Source organism: Halomonas sp. BL6 (genome assembly GCF_006228115.1).
GTDB classification, from domain to species: domain Bacteria; phylum Pseudomonadota; class Gammaproteobacteria; order Pseudomonadales; family Halomonadaceae; genus Vreelandella; species Vreelandella piezotolerans.
Map to the genome: position 1 here is coordinate 335,601 of NZ_VDGL01000001.1, position 14,835 is coordinate 350,435.

Sequence of the window (14,835 nt, forward strand, 5' to 3'; positions counted from 1 at the left end):
GCCAGAGCGGCTTTTTATTGATCAGTTGGATATATTGTTAGCGTGCTAATAAATTTGTTAGACTAAGGTATTCCGTCTAACGCTACCCCGAGTGCACGTGACCGCTTGGGGGCCAGTGAACGAGTAATACCCATGACCCCTGATCAACGATTTACCCGCTGGGTGAAAATAGCCCTGGCGGCGTTTGTAGTGCTGTTCGTCTATTTCTTACTCGCCGATAGCTTTATGCCCATGACTCCGGAAGCGCGCGCGATGCGGCCCGTGACGCGGATTGCGCCGGAGCTCAGCGCGCCGGTGAAAGACGTGGTGGTGCGGGACCATCAGCGGGTGGACGCGGGCGACGTGCTGTTTCGGCTAGACCCGGCGCCGTTCGAACTTGCCCTACAGCAGGCAGCGTTGAACCGCGAGCAGGCCGAGCAGGAGAACGCTCGGCTAACCGCCGAATTGGCGGCGGCGCGAGCCTCGCTGGCATCAGCTCAAGCCACGTTCGAAGAGCGCAGCGGTGAGCGCCACCGCGCCGAGGCGCTGTTAGGGCGGCAGGGCATCTCCCGCCAGCAGTACGAGCAGCAAGTGGCCGCCGAGCATACGGCCCAAGCTGCCGTGGCGTCTGCCCGCGCGCAAATCGATAGCCTAGAAGTGCAGCTAGGTGAAGAGGGCGACGCCAACCTGCGGCTGCGCCAGGCCGACAATGCGCTCGCCAAAGCCGATTTAAACGTGGCCCGCGCCACGGTAAGAGCGCGGGAGGCGGGCGAAGTCACCAACCTGCAGCTACAGCCGGGCGATTACGTACAGGCCGGCCAGCCCGCCGTGGCGCTGGTGGCCAGCCGTGTCGACGTCGTGGCCGATTTTCGCGAGAAAAGCTTGCGCCACGTGAAGGAGGGCGACGAAGCAACGGTGGTGTTCGATGCATTGCCGGGACGCCTGTTGGCAGGCCACGTGAGCGCGTTCGATGCCGGTGTGCGGGAAGGGCAGCAGGCGGCCGACGGGCAGCTGGTGGACATTCCGACCTCCGACCGCTGGGTGCGCGATGCCCAGCGGGTGCGTATTCACATCGCGCTGGACGAGCCTTTGGACGAGCTTCCGCCCAGCGGCGCGCGGGCCACGGTGCAGCTAGTGCCCGGCGAGCACGCGCTGGCCAAGCCGTTTGCCTGGCTGCAGGCTCGGCTCGTGAGCTGGCTTCATTATGTCTACTAAATCGCCTACTCAATCAAGTGCGCGTACGGGAACATCCGCTACGCGCTCAGTGCCCGCTTCCTCGGCGCTCAGTCAGAATGGATTTAGCCAGAATGGACTTAGCCAAAACGGACTGCGCCAGTGCCTGCGGGTCGCGGGCGGCGGCACCTTGGGGTTCATCATTAGCCAATTGATGGGCTGGAATTACGGTGTCTTCTTTACCGTCTTTCCGATGTTCTTGCTGGGGTTGGTGCCGGTGTTGAATGGCTCGATCATTCGCCAGTTTCTCTCCAACGTGAGCCTCAACGTGCTGGAGGTGAGCCTGGTGGTCGGGCTGTTGAAGCACATGCCCGTGGTGATGACGCTGGTAGTGCTGGGGCTGTTTCTGCTGCGTTTTAACCTGATGGCCAAAGGCCCGCTGTTTCTGTTTGGGGCCAACGGCGTGTTGACGCTCAGCATACTGCTGCACTTTGCTAGTTACCCTGGGGTCGATTTGAGCGATCTATTGGCCAGCAATTTGATGGCCAGCGTACTGGCGGTGTTCATCGCCATGCTGATGTACACCCTGTTCCCCGATAGGGAACCCCGCCAACCGCCACCCAGGGGCAGCAAATCGACGGCGCAAATCCGCCATGAAACCCTGATTGGCAGCATCACCGCCACGCTTTCGTTCGTAGTGTTTCAGGTGTTCGATCTGCGCGGGTCGCTCTCGGCGCAAATGGCCACCATCTTGATTCTGTTTACGCTGGGCTACTTTGGCGCGCAGGTGTCGGCGGCCAAGCGCGCGGTGGGCACGCTCTTGGGCTGTAACCTCGCGCTGGTGATGCAGCTGGCGCTCTACACCCAAAGCCACCACTTTCTGCTGGTGATTCTGCTTTATTGGCTGGGTTTGATGCTGTTTGCGCGGGAGCACATCTTGGAAGGGGGCGTTTCCGGCATCGGGTTTGGCGGGCTCACCACCATGGGCATTCTGTTCGGCCAGTCGTTGGGGCCACAGCAGGACTTAGTCTACAGCGCGCTGTATCGCTTTTCGTCCATGAGCATAGCGCTGATCGGCACACTGTCGGTGATGATTTGTCTGCACTATCTGCTCAACCGCTGGGAACCTACTCGCCTGCCCGAAAAGTAGTTGAGGAAATTTTTTAACGACGCACTACGCTGAAAAGAGCCGCCGTCGACGCCCCATGCACGCGACGAGCGGCCTTTTCCCTCCTAACGGATTAGAGGTGTTCGTCATGGCAAGTGGCAAAGAAGACAAAGTGAAAGGCGCGGCCAACAAAGCCGCCGGGAAAGCCAAAGAAGCCGCCGGTAAGGCCACCGGCAGCAGCAAAACCGAAGCCAAAGGCAAAGCCCAGCAAGCCAAAGGCGAACTGCAAAAAGGCAAAGGCGATGCCAAGGAAGGGGCCAAGAAGAAAAAGTAATTCTCGATGGCACCCCATCATCCACCGGAGCCCAGGCTCCGGTGGCTGTTTTGGCACTTTACGTGACCCAGCGCACGATTTGCGGCTGCTATTTCACGCTTAATGGCAATGTGTCATGACTCCCCTCACTGAGGACGTGCCCCATGCCTACCATGATGAAAGCGGCAATTTTCGTTGAACCCGGCCGCATCGAAATCGACGACAAACCCATCCCCGAGATTGGCCCGAACGATGCCCTGATGCGCATCACCACCACCACCATCTGCGGCACCGATGTTCACATCTTAAAAGGCGAATACCCGGTAGAGCGCGGTTTAACCATCGGCCACGAGCCCGTGGGGGTGATTGAAAAACTCGGTGCCAACGTCAAAGGCTACCAAGAAGGCCAGCGGGTGATTGCTGGCGCGATTTGCCCCAGTTTCACCTCTTACGCCTGCCAGGACGGTTGTTGTGCACAGGATGGCGGCCACCACAGCCACGGCTACAAGCCCATGGGCGGCTGGCGCTTTGGGAACACCATCGATGGTGCCCAGGCGGAGTACCTGCTGGTGCCCGATGCCCAAGCGAACCTCTCGCCCGTCCCCGATGGCCTAACCGACGAACAGGTGCTGATGTGCCCAGACATTATGTCGACGGGGTTTGCCGGTGCGGAATCCGCAGGCATTAAAATAGGCGATACGGTGGTGGTGTTTGCCCAAGGGCCAATTGGCCTGTGCGCCACCGCAGGCGCGCGGCTGCGGGGGGCGGGCATGATTATCGCCGTAGACGGTGTGGATGAGCGCCTGCACATGGCCAAGCAGATGGGCGCGGATGTAACGCTGGATTTCCGCAAGGTCGATGTGGTGGAAGAGGTGCTGAAACTCACCGGTGGTCGGGGGGTAGACGCCGCCATCGAAGCGCTGGGCCTACAGCAAACTTTTGAGGCCGCGCTACGGGTGCTAAAACCCGGCGGCACGCTCTCGAGCCTGGGGGTCTACTCTGAAGACCTCACCCTTCCGCTGGGTGCGTTTTGTGCAGGGCTGGGCGATCATAAAATCATTACCTCGCTGTGCCCGGGTGGCAAAGAGCGCATGCGCAGGCTGATGAGCATGATCGCATCAGGCCGCATAGATCTGGGCCCGCTGGTTACGCACCGCTACGCGCTGGAGGATATCGTGGAAGCCTACGACCTCTTCTCCCACCAGCGCGATGGCGTGCTAAAAGTGGCGCTTAGCGCTGGCTAAGCGCCACCGGTAGCGGGCTATACCTCTTGGTACAGCTCGCTACCTTCTCGGCGGAATTTCTCCGCCTGCTCCTGCATACCGCGCTTCACTGCTTCGGCATCGCTTTCAGCGGCGTTTTCCGGGGCGCGGTCGCGGTAGGTGTCGCGCACTTCCTGGCTGATCTTCATGGAGCAGAACTTCGGCCCGCACATGGAGCAGAAGTGGGCTACCTTGGCGGAGTCCTTGGGCAGGGTCTCGTCGTGGTACTCCCGGGCGGTGTCCGGGTCCAGCCCCAAGTTGAACTGGTCTTCCCAGCGGAACTCGAAGCGCGCTTTAGATAGTGCGTTATCGCGCCGCTGCGACGCCGGGTGACCCTTGGCCAAATCCGCCGCGTGGGCAGCAATCTTGTAGGTGATGATCCCGGTTTTCACGTCATCCTTGTTGGGCAGGCCCAGGTGCTCTTTCGGCGTCACGTAGCAGAGCATGGCGCAGCCAAACCAGCCAATCATCGCCGCCCCAATGCCCGAGGTAATGTGGTCGTAGCCGGGGGCGATATCCGTCACCAGCGGCCCTAGGGTATAGAAGGGCGCTTCATCGCAGCACGCCAGCTGCTTATCCATGTTCTCTTTTACCAGGTGCATGGGCACATGGCCGGGGCCTTCGATCATCACCTGCACATCGTGCTTCCAGGCAATCTTGGTCAGTTCACCCAGTGTTTCGAGTTCAGCAAACTGCGCTTCATCGTTGGCATCGGCAATGGAGCCGGGGCGTAGGCCGTCGCCCAGCGAGAACGCCACGTCGTACTGCTTGCAGATCTCGCAGATCTCCTCGAAGTGGGTGTAGAGGAAGCTCTCCTGGTGGTGATACAAGCACCACTTCGCCATGATGGAACCACCACGGCTGACGATGCCGGTGACACGGTTGGCGGTGAGTGGCACATAGCGCAGCAGCACTCCCGCGTGGATGGTGAAGTAATCCACCCCCTGTTCCGCCTGCTCGATGAGCGTATCGCGGAAGATCTCCCAGGTAAGGTTTTCGGCAATGCCGTTGACCTTCTCCAGCGCCTGATAGATGGGCACCGTGCCAATCGGCACCGGCGAGTTGCGGATGATCCACTCGCGGGTTTCATGGATGTTCTGGCCGGTGGAGAGGTCCATGATGGTATCCGCCCCCCAGCGGATGCCCCAGGTCATCTTGTCTACTTCCTCTTCAATGGAAGAGGTGACCGCCGAGTTACCCAGGTTGCCGTTGATCTTCACCAGGAAGTTGCGGCCAATGATCATCGGCTCGCTTTCCGGGTGGTTGATGTTGTTGGGAATGATCGCCCGGCCACGGGCCACCTCGTCGCGCACGAACTCGGGGGTGATCTCTTTGGGCAGGCTGGCGCCGAAGCTCTGGCCCGCATGCTGATGGCCCAGAATGCGCTCTACTTCCGCCGTTCCCAACGCCTGGCGGCGCTGGTTTTCCCGCAGGGCGATAAACTCCATTTCCGGCGTGATGATGCCCTGGCGGGCGTAGTGCAGCTGGGTCACGTTCTTGCCCGCTTTCGCCCGGCGGGGTGTGCGGCTTAAATCAAAGCGCAGCTGGGCAAGGGTGGGGTCGTTGGCGCGGCGCTGGCCGTACTGGCTGGTGGGGCCATCCAAAAACTCGGTATCGTTGCGCTCTTCGATCCAGGCGCGGCGCAGTTCCGGCAGGCCCTGGCGCAAATCGATGCGGGCGTTGGGATCGGTGTAGGGACCGGAGGTGTCGTACACCAGCAGCGGCGGGTTCTGCTCATCCACGCCGCTGGTTTTGGTGGGCGATAGGGTGATCTCCCGAAACGGCACGCGAATATCCGGCCGCGAGCCTTCCACGTACACCTTGCGCGAGCCGGGCAGCGGCGCCACTGCGGCGGCATCGACCTGGGCGGTTTCGGCTAAAAAGTGCGCGGTTCTGCTTTTGACGGTCTTGGTCATGACGGTTGCTCTATGTTGTAGGAGGTTATTCAGAAAGGTCTAAACCCATCTGCCAGAAGTCGATTTCCAGGCGGGTGGCATCGCGGAAGATCTTGCTCAGCTCAGCAAAACGGGCGGGGGTGACATCGGCCAAGCGGGCATCGAGCCACGCAAGCTCTGCCTGCATAGCGGCTTGGAACTCCTCGCCTTCGTACATGGCGATCCAAGCGTCAAAAGGGTTTTGCGCGCCGCGCAGCGTAGAGGGTTGCGCGTTCAGCCAGTTGGCGATTTCGCCGTAGCCCACCAGGCACGGGGCCAGCGCCACGTGCAAATCGAGCAGGTCGCCGCGATTGCCGGTATCCAGCACATAGCGGGTGTAGGCCAGCGTGGCGCGGGCTTCGGGGAGTTCGGCAAGCTCCTGCTCGCTGATGCCCCACTCCTGGCAAAAGCCCACATGCAGGCCCAGTTCCACATCCACGATGGCTTTCAAGCCCTCGTGAGCCTGGCGCAAATCCGCCAGGGTGGGGCTTTTGTAAGCGGCCAGCGCGTAGGCGCGGGCGAAGTGGATCAAGAACAGGTAATCCTGCTTCAGGTAGTGGCGAAACGACGCCTCAGGCAGCGTGGCGTTGCCCAGCTGGCGCACGAAATCGTGCTCGATGTAGGAGCGCCAATCGTTCTGGCAAGCGGTGGTGAGATCGGTAAAGCGGTAGCCCATATTGGATGCCTCCGGTGGTACAGCGAACCGGCGCACGGGCGAAAGGAGAGTGAGTTGGGGCAAGGTATCAGGTGAACACGGCGCACCCCAACCACCGCTTGATTCCTACGCCGGTACTAGCCGGATCAGGTTCAACGGGCCCCGCCGTGACGACTTGCTGTAGCAGCCAGCCGTATAGCGATCTCAGCCGGTTCCACCGGCACCCCGTCAAGCAGTATTCAGCGCAGTGTAGGAGGCGGGTGGGGGAGATGCAAGGGGGCGTATTTTATTGGGCGCACAGAGGTGGTCTGCCGTGAGAGCAATAAACGACAAGAAAAAGGCGATGGCGTTGAGTGCTTGACCCCCATGGTTACCTTGACGCGTTCCATCAGTTTCATGAGGAAATGGCTCCATATTGCTGTTTATAAAAACAGTAATATTGAGGTGAGTAAAACGCGCAAGCCCGAGAATTTTGGCTACATCGCCAAAATTCTCTTTGCACGCTGTAGAATCAATGAGGTAGATTCAATTTGGTGGCTATGAAACCTCAGTCATTGTGATGTCACGTTCATTGAGGTTTCATGGCAGGACGTATAATCACTGTTAGGTGCGCGAGTATCAAAGTATGAGATGTTGTAGCAGAGAACTCAAAAATCCAGACATCGTTGACGGAACTGCATACTTTGTTTGCCCTGAATGCGGTGGTGTTCGAGAAGTTGAAAACTATCGAGTTTACACGCACGAAGAAGCTCTTAGTTACTTCAAGGAAAAATATGGATTCACACTACCTAAAGAGTATGTGAAATTCTCCGAATCAGAAGAAACTAAGGTAGTTAAACTCCCGTCTTGTGAAAACGAAACTCTACAATACTATTTTGGTGAAGGCTTTTACGAAATTGGCACGTTTGCAAGCGTAGATCCTAATTCGGAATACTCAATATATAGCTCCATAAGCTCTGGCAGAGAGTGGGGCCTTCCGGAAACATATGTGCCGCTAGAAGGTGATGGCCATACATGGTTGGCCCTAGACTATGGAGATTCTTTTACTGAACCCAAGGTTATTGTCACAGAGACGGATGAAGGCAATAGTCTAGTTGTGGCAAATACTTTTAATGAGTTTGTATCAAATCTCCTTCAATATGAAGAGGTTTATGATTTAAATGGTAATGTAATCTACAGTGAATAAAGCACCTAACAAGTCAAAGCACGCGGACTTGGTAAAGCTGTCACCTTTTTCGCTTGCGCAAAAAAGCCGCCAACTTCACCAATCCGGTGTTTGAGGCGTTAGCACTACAACCCAAAGGAGAGAGAATGGACACTTTTAAAGCATCAGTACAATACAATGACATGAAAGGTAGCGCAGCTGCCGACCGCGCGGATAAAGAGAATGCAGCAAAGTGGCTCAAAGACAATGACTTGATCAGCGACGAAGAGTTTGTTGTAGGCGTCAAAATGTGGGCTGGAGAGAATCATGGCACCCATAAGGATCCAGTTTACGTTACGTTCTTCGTGACCGACCTGAAGGGGCACCCTGATCTTCCTTCTTTGCTTGCTGCTAGTGGTGATGTAATAGAAGCAAGGCGCGTACGCGTGGATATGAACCTCGTTGACTTCTTCGGTCTGTTCAAACGACTGGAAATTACTTTGTCGAATGGCGGCATGCTAGAAGGAAAGTCTTATCCGTATGAATAGGCAGTGTGCTAACAAACGCGTTAAAGGCGACGCTCGTACCTCGCGCGCTTTACGCGGGCGTTAACACTCAAGGAGAGACTGTGCCTCTATACAAGTATTTGACACCTGAGAATACGTTGAGGGTTTTGGATGGGAGTGTCAGATTTACTCAACCTGGGGCTTTCAATGACCCGTTTGAAATGGTTCCAGAATTACATGTTCCAGAGGATTTCGAACCCAAAGATATCTCTATCAGCTTTGACGTACTTGCACCAAGAAGGCAGCCAAGTGTTGGAGAATTACCAATTGACTTTGAGTCTGACCATTGCAATGACATCAACTCCAGAAAGATTTTAAGCTCTCTGAATCAGTCCGTTGGTATTCTATGTTTATCTAAAAATGAGTCATCTCTGCTAATGTGGTCACATTATGCAGATGAGTACTCAGGAGCTGTTATTGAGTTTGACGAAGAACATGAATTTTTTACGGGCCTATTTAATATAGAGTATCGAGAGCAAAGACCTAAAAAGGACATTAGTGCTTATTTAAGTGGTGAATCTCCAATTCCTATAGCCGAGCTTTGTGTAAAGCCCAAAGATTGGGAATATGAGCAAGAATATAGAATTGTTAGAAATCTCTCTGATTGCAAGAAGGTTGGTGATTATAAGGGCTTTCCAGTTTATGTAATGAATGTCCCAATGGATGCGATAAAGTCCATCACTCTTGGTGAAAGAATGCCTCTAGAGCGCCAAAGAGAGATTTGGAACAAAATCAAGAATACAAAGATTGCATTGAATCTGGCTGCTATCGCCAACTGGGGTTACGAGTTTAGAAAAGAATCAATTAAGTATAATCTTCCTGCTTCTGAAATTAACCCTTTGATAAGTCCGAGAACAGCCCATGTATTTTCTGAACTTGAAAATGAGTTTGGTGAAATAGCTCGATGGATGATAAAAGAGCATAAGTTGAGCGATGTTGCTAACCATACATTGTAAAGTGTTAACAAACGCAAGCAGTCGGAAAATTTACTCGCTAGCGCTCCTAAATTTCCGCTGTTGCGGGCGTTAAATACCAAGGAGAGTGTAGGTGTACGAGTCAAATTTTTTTAGATGCGCTGGAACGAACAACACGCTTTGGCCTGAACGCTCCGGGCGTTGAATTAAGTGATACCCGTTTTCTGACCCAAGAGGCCTTAAGCTGCCTTCCAATTGCGATACGAGACATTATGGGCGAGTTGAGCGAAGCGGATGTCGTGGCTCAGTGTCTCTCGCTTCATATGAGGCTAAAACCGGTTATCGAAAAAATTCTGCGTTGTGACGCCTACTACACCATCGGTTGGGTGAGCCTTGAAAAAAGCGAAATGTTCAAGCAGACAGAGGAAAGCTTGTCCGAGATGCTCAAGCGCGGTATCAACGGCTCTAGTATAAATATCCATGCGTGGCTGACCCTTCCCTCACTGGAGATATTGGACTTCTCTCTTCCAACGACTTACGCAAAGATTCATGGTCTTGAGGACGGCAAAGGTGCGGTAGTCTCAAAACATCCATCAGAGCTCACCGGTGGCATGATGTATCAGCCGATGTTAGTTGGTGAGGAGTTCCTATCGAAATCGGGCGCCATGAGGTTCTTCGCCACGTATAGTATTTAACAAGCGCATGTTGCCGGACTGGTTTTTCGCTGCGCTCCAAAGCAGCCGCAAATGCGAACGTTATGCCTCAGGAGACTAATCACCGATGGATCAAGATTGGATTCTTCAAAAGAAGAAGACCCGTCGTACATTATCTAAATCGACTTGGGTACCTTTGCGAGCTTCTGTAGAGAACGAGAACGGCAACGTTAAAAACATAGGTTATAGCAACGAGTTCTTTGGATGTGGGTCCGTTGCGTTCTCGCCAGAAAACCGTGAAATAGCTGAGAAATTAAGCTGGGGGGACATCGGGCTTAGCAGAACGATTGCCCCTTATGCATACGAGGATGGCTTCTACTCGACTATTTATGAGTATCAATATAACGACAAAGAACCGATAGGCGTTCACTTAGTCCTGGAGTTACCTTTACCAGTTGTAGGAGGAAGGCAATGGATATTAAACCCGGACCTTGTTGCAGCCCTTCGCCTCATTAAAGAAGGGGATAATTGGGTTCGGCCTGAAGAGAATTTTGTGGTTGTCGCTCGTGAGACTCTCGACGAGAACGGTGAGCAGCGCCTCATAGAAATCAAGAGAGAATACTTACTTGATTACTTGGCCGCTAGGAACTTAGCGTTACGGCTCTCTTACTACCGTCAAAGAGTTGAAAATGTATCCTCTCTTGAAACTAGCGACTACGCAGGCATAGAAGGCCATCAAGAAGAGCGAGATGGCGGTCGATATGAGCTACTGGTTCGCGACATCAACGACGTTTTTGGCGGAAGCTGGGCAATGTTTCGCACTTGGCGAACTGACGTAGATGAAGAAGATGATGCACCCGTGATGGGACCAGAAACCAACGAAAACACTGATTATGAAAGCTCCCAAGGACAAAAAGGTGGCTATAAAGGTGTTCGAGTGGAGGGGGAGTTCTGGCGGGACGAATGGATAGATCACCAAGGGACTAGCACTCGCGTAAGAGGGGACGCAGATAACAACCTACCTCAGTTCATAGTGGAAACTGATGGTACTCGTTTGCCGTCTGCCGAATTAAATAGTGAAGACATTGGAAGATGGCTTTGGTTTCGTACCAGTATTATTAATGAGCTTCTTGAGCTGCGTGGATTTTCGCTCGGGTGGTATACAGCAGAAACTGGCGGAATCAAATCAACTTCCGGGTATTCGATTCACTTTGGGATAAACTCTTCAGATTTAATCACCGTCTACGCTGATGACATTGCTCGCCTTCCTGCATGGGAGCAGCATATCTGGGCGGCACATAATGTCGTTCCAGATGGGAAGGTATCAAGTGAGTTGTTGGAATCCCAAGTGAAGGCTCAACCGGCATCTACGCATGCCGTGGAGGATCTTTTCTTTGAGGTAATGGCTATGCTTGAAAACGGATTTCGTCACACCTTCGGCGTTCCGCTCTTCACACATGACATTAACCGCTCAGAAGTTTTGAAGCACATATCTCGTTTTGCCAGCAAGGATCAGGCATCTCTTCTTCGGCTCGCAAAAGAACTTGTTCGTGTATTTTCTGACAGATTGGATGTGTGCGAGCTTCGTAAACTTTCAACACATTCAAATAAAGACAAATTGGGTTCAAATAAACTACTAGAGGATGTGCTGGCTCAAAAAGTAGGGCCTGAAAAAGCTCGTAAAATATTTGGCCCAATCGCAGGGGCATACGATATGCGAGTAGGTGATGCTCATCCTACCAGTTCGAAGATCGGGGATGCGTTAAAGCTCGCGGGGATTGACGACAGCAGCTCATATTTGCGACAAGGAGAGCAGTTAATATCCAATTTTGGCCAATCAATTTGGTGGATTGGAAAGTTACTATTCGGAAAACCATAAAGTGAAATACGCGGGACATTGGCATAACAAGGCGCTGCTGCCGGACAAATTTTACGCTGCGCTCCAAATTTGCCGCAGAGCGCGGCGTTAGGCTCTATCATGGAACTCGTACAAGCATCTACACATCTACTTGATAGCAGCCCTCTAAAAGGAATTTCTAGGGGGCTAATTTATTACGTTCATACGGGAAGGAATGCTTGGCATAGTACATGGGTAACTCAGTATGCAAACGGCTGCATGCACACTACTTTCGAATCCGCTAAAGAATACGCAGAGAAGAGAAGAACTAGAGGAACTGTATTTTATATCAAGCAATTACCCTGCTTAATATTTCGTAGTCAAAACACCTGTGTATTGGTAACTGAAATCAACAACAGAAATCCTCTGTCCGGTTATTCTCCTGATGCAACAACCGATGACGTAGCCTACGGCCTTAATAAAATAGAGGGAGCGCTTAATAACTATTTGAAAATTGGTGCCCCAATCAATGGTGTAGTAATGTCGTTTCTTCCAAATAGTCGGTTTTGGAATGTGAGACCAAGCCCAAGAGATTCAGTAATTATTCTAGCGTCCAATAACCCAGCTATGCCAGTAGAAAAAGTTCCCAGTGATAGCTTATTGGCATATAAATCATACTCAATTGGCGGTAATTATTATCTTGGCTGGTCTGGCATAGAATCAGAAATAAAGAGGCTGGCAGTATTGCAGCTATATCGAAAAGCTAAGCCTAAAAAATCAAGTAAGAAGGACGCGCAAAAAACGCGCGCCTCTTCTTGAGGCTTTGTTAAATTTTTTGCCTACCCTCGCAGACTATGCTGTAATACATTGTAGTCACCCAGTATGAGGGGCATAATCATGAGCGTCACCACGGTTCGCCTTCAGGCAGAAGTTGAACAGCGTTTGGAAGCAATCGCCAGCAGGCTGCACCGTAGCAAAAGCTGGGTGATCAACCAGGCATTGTCGGAATACATAGAAAAGCAGCAGCTTGAGCAAGAGCGTTGGAAACAAACGCTAGATGCAATGGAGTCTGCTGCCCAAGGCAAGGTCGTTGATGCCAGCGAGGTTCACAATTGGCTTAATAGCTGGGGAACCGAAAACGAGCAGGATGCGCCGAGGTCAGGTAAGTGAAGCTGGTTTACACGGATGAAGCCATTGATGATTTGAAACGCCTCAGGGAGTTCGTTGCTGTGCACAACCCGTCGGCGGCAGCCAGGATTGCTACCGAGCTGGTTGGCAAAATCGAATTACTTCCCGACTTCCCCAGAATGGGCACACCAGTTGAAATGGCACCGGTGCCTGACTCTGTTCGAGATATGGTTTTCGGAAAATACGTTGTTCGATATTCAGTTCATGCCAGTGCCATCATTATTCTCCGGGTGTGGCATGGCCTTGAGGGCGAACGATAGCAATTTAACCAAACGCGGCACTTGGACGCCCTTGTCTCCGCTTCGCTACGTCCTGGTCACGGGGGCACTTTGGGGTTAGCCCATCACATTAAGGGGTGTGTTGTCGTGATATTGCGCATCGCTGTTGGTTTCTTGATTCTGTTCTCGGCATCTGGCTCGGCGAGCGAGCCGCATGCCCCGGCACAGCCCACCGAATCGGATATTCGTCTGGAAACCGCTACCGGCACCCTTTATGGCTCTCTGCTCCTGCCGCCCTCTAACGGGCCACATCCGCTCGTGTTGCTGCATGCCGGTTCCGGTCCCACGGATCGCAATGGCAACAGTGCTCTCTTACCGGGGGCAAACGACAGCCTGAAGATGCTTGCCGAAGCGCTTGCTGTGCGGGGGATCTCCTCGGTCCGCTACGACAAGCGGGGAGTGGCGGCCAGTGCAGCCGCTGCACCTTTGGAGAATGAGCTTCGCTTCGACACCTACGTAGAGGATGCCTCCGCATGGGTCCGTCAGCTTCGGACAGACCCTCGCTTTGGCACGATTACCCTGCTGGGACATAGTGAGGGCTCATTGATCGGCATGCTCGCAGCAACGCAAGCGCGTGCGGATGCCTTCATCTCGGTTGCTGCACCGGCACGTTCCGCGCCAGAGATTATCCGCGATCAGTTGCGCCCGCAGCTTCCGGATGAGTTGTGGCGAGATAGTGAGCGCATTCTCTCCGAGCTGGAGCAAGGTCGCACGACAGAGGGCGTGCCGCCAGCGTTGGCCTCGTTGTTCCGTGCGAGCGTGCAGCCGTACCTGATCTCTTGGTTCCGGTACGTGCCGACCGAGGAAATTCAGCATGCCCCCGGCCCGGTACTGATCGTCCACGGCACTACGGACGTACAGGTCCATCCAAGCGAAGCGGAGGCGCTCAAGCACGCGCGTCCAGATGCAGAACTATTTCTTGTGGAGGGAATGAACCACATGCTCAAGACGGTTCCGACCAATCCGGCGCAGCAGAACGCTTCGTACTCAGACGCATCGCTGCCTGTAGCCCCACTGTTGGTGGATCACATCGTCGAATTCACTGACCGCGTGCAGCGACTACCTTAGAAGCCCAACCAGCGTTATCGCTATTAAGGCGCTCCTGCCCTGGGCCGTTGGGGCCTGATATGTTAGGCCTTAAGTGGCTTATTCTAACAGCATCTGTTTTGGTGATCTTATGAGGGCCTATCCACGTTGAGGGAAAGCTCAGCGCTATATCAGTAGTGATACCGAAGCTGGGCGATGAGAAGAGCGTCATCCGTGACCTTGTAAACGATGCGGTGTTCTTCATTGATTCGCCGAGACCAGTAACCCGCGAGGCTATGTTTAAGGGGTTCTGGCTTGCCGACGCCTTCAAATGGCTCTCGCTTGATTTCTTTGATTAGCTTGTTGATTCGGTTGAGAATCTTTTTGTCAGTTTTCTGCCAGTACAAATAGTCTTCCCAGGCGTTCTCGGAAAAGATGAGCTTCATTCAAGAAGCTCCTTTTCCTGACCGCCCCCTTGCTCCAACTCGGCAACGGATTCCAGTAAACGGCGGGCGTTTTTGGGCGCGCGCAGGAGGTAGGCTGTCTCTTGCAGTGCTTCATAGTCTTCGAGAGAGATCATGACTACGGATTGCGCCTTATTGCGGGTGATGATCACAGGGGAGTGGTCTTCACAGACCTGCTCCATGGTTTTTGCTAGATTGGTTCTAGCGGCGGTGTAGCTGATGGCATCCATAAAGGGTACTCCTGTACGCGATATTGTTAATGTACAGAATAGTGTACAGGATTGGGTTTGCCAATTGGCTTCGCCGCGATCGGTTTTCTCCGCTTTAAAACAGCGGTTGAG

At 53.6% G+C, this 14,835-nt stretch carries 17 protein-coding genes and 1 riboswitch; of the genes, 13 read left to right on the plus strand and 4 right to left on the minus strand.

Going from position 1 to position 14,835, the window contains the following annotated elements; all coding sequences use genetic code 11:
- Positions 1-132: 132 nt before the first annotated feature.
- The 4 genes from FHJ80_RS01495 to FHJ80_RS01510 all read left to right on the plus strand — a co-directional run bounded on the left by FHJ80_RS01495 (position 133) and on the right by FHJ80_RS01510 (position 3,817).
- Positions 133-1,194 carry an HlyD family secretion protein gene (locus tag FHJ80_RS01495; protein WP_139525291.1) on the plus strand — a complete coding sequence of 354 codons (1,062 nt, stop codon included), beginning with the start codon at positions 133-135 and terminating at the stop codon, positions 1,192-1,194.
- Between the two features lie 49 nt (positions 1,195-1,243).
- Entirely contained in the window at positions 1,244-2,302 is a 1,059-nt protein-coding gene (locus FHJ80_RS01500) for a DUF2955 domain-containing protein (RefSeq protein ID WP_255303827.1), read from the plus strand.
- 106 nt (positions 2,303-2,408) lie between these two features.
- A complete protein-coding gene (locus FHJ80_RS01505; RefSeq protein WP_139525293.1) occupies positions 2,409-2,594 on the plus strand; it encodes a CsbD family protein in 186 nt (61 codons plus the stop codon).
- Positions 2,595-2,737: 143 nt separating this feature from the next.
- Positions 2,738-3,817, plus strand: coding sequence for an NAD(P)-dependent alcohol dehydrogenase (locus FHJ80_RS01510; protein ID WP_139525294.1), 1,080 nt, complete (start codon positions 2,738-2,740; stop codon positions 3,815-3,817).
- 17 nt (positions 3,818-3,834) lie between these two features.
- Here FHJ80_RS01510 and thiC read toward each other — a convergent pair whose 3' ends face one another.
- Together thiC and tenA are read right to left on the minus strand one after the other, a co-directional pair.
- Entirely contained in the window at positions 3,835-5,751 is a 1,917-nt protein-coding gene (thiC, locus tag FHJ80_RS01515) for a phosphomethylpyrimidine synthase ThiC (RefSeq protein ID WP_139525295.1), read from the minus strand.
- Between the two features lie 25 nt (positions 5,752-5,776).
- On the minus strand, positions 5,777-6,445 hold the full coding sequence (gene tenA, locus FHJ80_RS01520; protein ID WP_139525296.1) for a thiaminase II: 669 nt from the start codon (positions 6,443-6,445) through the stop codon (positions 5,777-5,779).
- Positions 6,446-6,530: 85 nt separating this feature from the next.
- Positions 6,531-6,662: riboswitch (TPP riboswitch) on the minus strand.
- A gap of 387 nt (positions 6,663-7,049) precedes the next feature.
- Between tenA and FHJ80_RS01525 the strand changes: the two genes are divergently transcribed.
- The 9 genes from FHJ80_RS01525 to FHJ80_RS01565 all read left to right on the plus strand — a co-directional run bounded on the left by FHJ80_RS01525 (position 7,050) and on the right by FHJ80_RS01565 (position 14,072).
- Entirely contained in the window at positions 7,050-7,610 is a 561-nt protein-coding gene (locus FHJ80_RS01525) for an SMI1/KNR4 family protein (RefSeq protein WP_139525297.1), read from the plus strand.
- Positions 7,611-7,735: 125 nt separating this feature from the next.
- The gene (locus tag FHJ80_RS01530) at positions 7,736-8,116 is read left to right on the plus strand and encodes a hypothetical protein (protein WP_139525298.1); all 381 of its coding nucleotides are present in this window, start codon (positions 7,736-7,738) and stop codon (positions 8,114-8,116) included.
- Between the two features lie 80 nt (positions 8,117-8,196).
- The gene (locus FHJ80_RS01535; protein WP_139525299.1) at positions 8,197-9,090 is read left to right on the plus strand and encodes a DUF2971 domain-containing protein; all 894 of its coding nucleotides are present in this window, start codon (positions 8,197-8,199) and stop codon (positions 9,088-9,090) included.
- A 230-nt stretch (positions 9,091-9,320) separates the two neighbouring features.
- Positions 9,321-9,743: a hypothetical protein gene (locus tag FHJ80_RS01540; protein ID WP_139525300.1), complete on the plus strand. Its 423-nt coding sequence runs from the start codon at positions 9,321-9,323 to the stop codon at positions 9,741-9,743.
- A gap of 85 nt (positions 9,744-9,828) precedes the next feature.
- Positions 9,829-11,580, plus strand: coding sequence for a hypothetical protein (locus FHJ80_RS01545; protein WP_139525301.1), 1,752 nt, complete (start codon positions 9,829-9,831; stop codon positions 11,578-11,580).
- A gap of 99 nt (positions 11,581-11,679) precedes the next feature.
- Positions 11,680-12,357, plus strand: coding sequence for a hypothetical protein (locus FHJ80_RS01550; RefSeq protein ID WP_139525302.1), 678 nt, complete (start codon positions 11,680-11,682; stop codon positions 12,355-12,357).
- A 78-nt stretch (positions 12,358-12,435) separates the two neighbouring features.
- Positions 12,436-12,708, plus strand: a complete 273-nt coding sequence (locus tag FHJ80_RS01555) for a CopG family ribbon-helix-helix protein (protein WP_139525303.1) — start codon at positions 12,436-12,438, stop codon at positions 12,706-12,708.
- Positions 12,705-12,986, plus strand: coding sequence for a type II toxin-antitoxin system RelE/ParE family toxin (locus FHJ80_RS01560; protein ID WP_139525304.1), 282 nt, complete (start codon positions 12,705-12,707; stop codon positions 12,984-12,986). Before FHJ80_RS01555 ends, FHJ80_RS01560 begins: the two co-directional genes overlap by 4 nt.
- A 276-nt stretch (positions 12,987-13,262) precedes the next feature.
- Positions 13,263-14,072 (plus strand): alpha/beta hydrolase, encoded by an 810-nt coding sequence (locus FHJ80_RS01565; RefSeq protein WP_255303852.1) that lies wholly within the window; start codon positions 13,263-13,265, stop codon positions 14,070-14,072.
- Positions 14,073-14,221: 149 nt separating this feature from the next.
- On the opposite strand, the gene FHJ80_RS01570 is transcribed toward FHJ80_RS01565, so the two are convergent.
- Positions 14,222-14,476 (minus strand): Txe/YoeB family addiction module toxin, encoded by a 255-nt coding sequence (locus tag FHJ80_RS01570; RefSeq protein ID WP_117618974.1) that lies wholly within the window; start codon positions 14,474-14,476, stop codon positions 14,222-14,224.
- Complete coding sequence (locus FHJ80_RS01575; protein WP_039176654.1) at positions 14,473-14,724, minus strand: type II toxin-antitoxin system Phd/YefM family antitoxin; 252 nt, start codon at positions 14,722-14,724, stop codon at positions 14,473-14,475. Before FHJ80_RS01575 ends, FHJ80_RS01570 begins: the two co-directional genes overlap by 4 nt.
- Positions 14,725-14,835: the final 111 nt, after the last annotated feature.

Coding starts and splice junctions, on each gene's coding strand:
- FHJ80_RS01495 (WP_139525291.1), top strand. CDS start 133: ATGACCCCTGATCAACGATTTACCCGCTGGGTGAAAATAGCCCTGGCG.
- FHJ80_RS01505 (WP_139525293.1), top strand. CDS start 2,409: ATGGCAAGTGGCAAAGAAGACAAAGTGAAAGGCGCGGCCAACAAAGCC.
- FHJ80_RS01510 (WP_139525294.1), top strand. CDS start 2,738: ATGCCTACCATGATGAAAGCGGCAATTTTCGTTGAACCCGGCCGCATC.
- thiC (WP_139525295.1), bottom strand. CDS start 5,751: ATGACCAAGACCGTCAAAAGCAGAACCGCGCACTTTTTAGCCGAAACC.
- tenA (WP_139525296.1), bottom strand. CDS start 6,445: ATGGGCTACCGCTTTACCGATCTCACCACCGCTTGCCAGAACGATTGG.
- FHJ80_RS01525 (WP_139525297.1), top strand. CDS start 7,050: ATGAGATGTTGTAGCAGAGAACTCAAAAATCCAGACATCGTTGACGGA.
- FHJ80_RS01530 (WP_139525298.1), top strand. CDS start 7,736: ATGGACACTTTTAAAGCATCAGTACAATACAATGACATGAAAGGTAGC.
- FHJ80_RS01540 (WP_139525300.1), top strand. CDS start 9,321: ATGGGCGAGTTGAGCGAAGCGGATGTCGTGGCTCAGTGTCTCTCGCTT.
- FHJ80_RS01545 (WP_139525301.1), top strand. CDS start 9,829: ATGGATCAAGATTGGATTCTTCAAAAGAAGAAGACCCGTCGTACATTA.
- FHJ80_RS01550 (WP_139525302.1), top strand. CDS start 11,680: ATGGAACTCGTACAAGCATCTACACATCTACTTGATAGCAGCCCTCTA.
- FHJ80_RS01555 (WP_139525303.1), top strand. CDS start 12,436: ATGAGCGTCACCACGGTTCGCCTTCAGGCAGAAGTTGAACAGCGTTTG.
- FHJ80_RS01570 (WP_117618974.1), bottom strand. CDS start 14,476: ATGAAGCTCATCTTTTCCGAGAACGCCTGGGAAGACTATTTGTACTGG.
- FHJ80_RS01575 (WP_039176654.1), bottom strand. CDS start 14,724: ATGGATGCCATCAGCTACACCGCCGCTAGAACCAATCTAGCAAAAACC.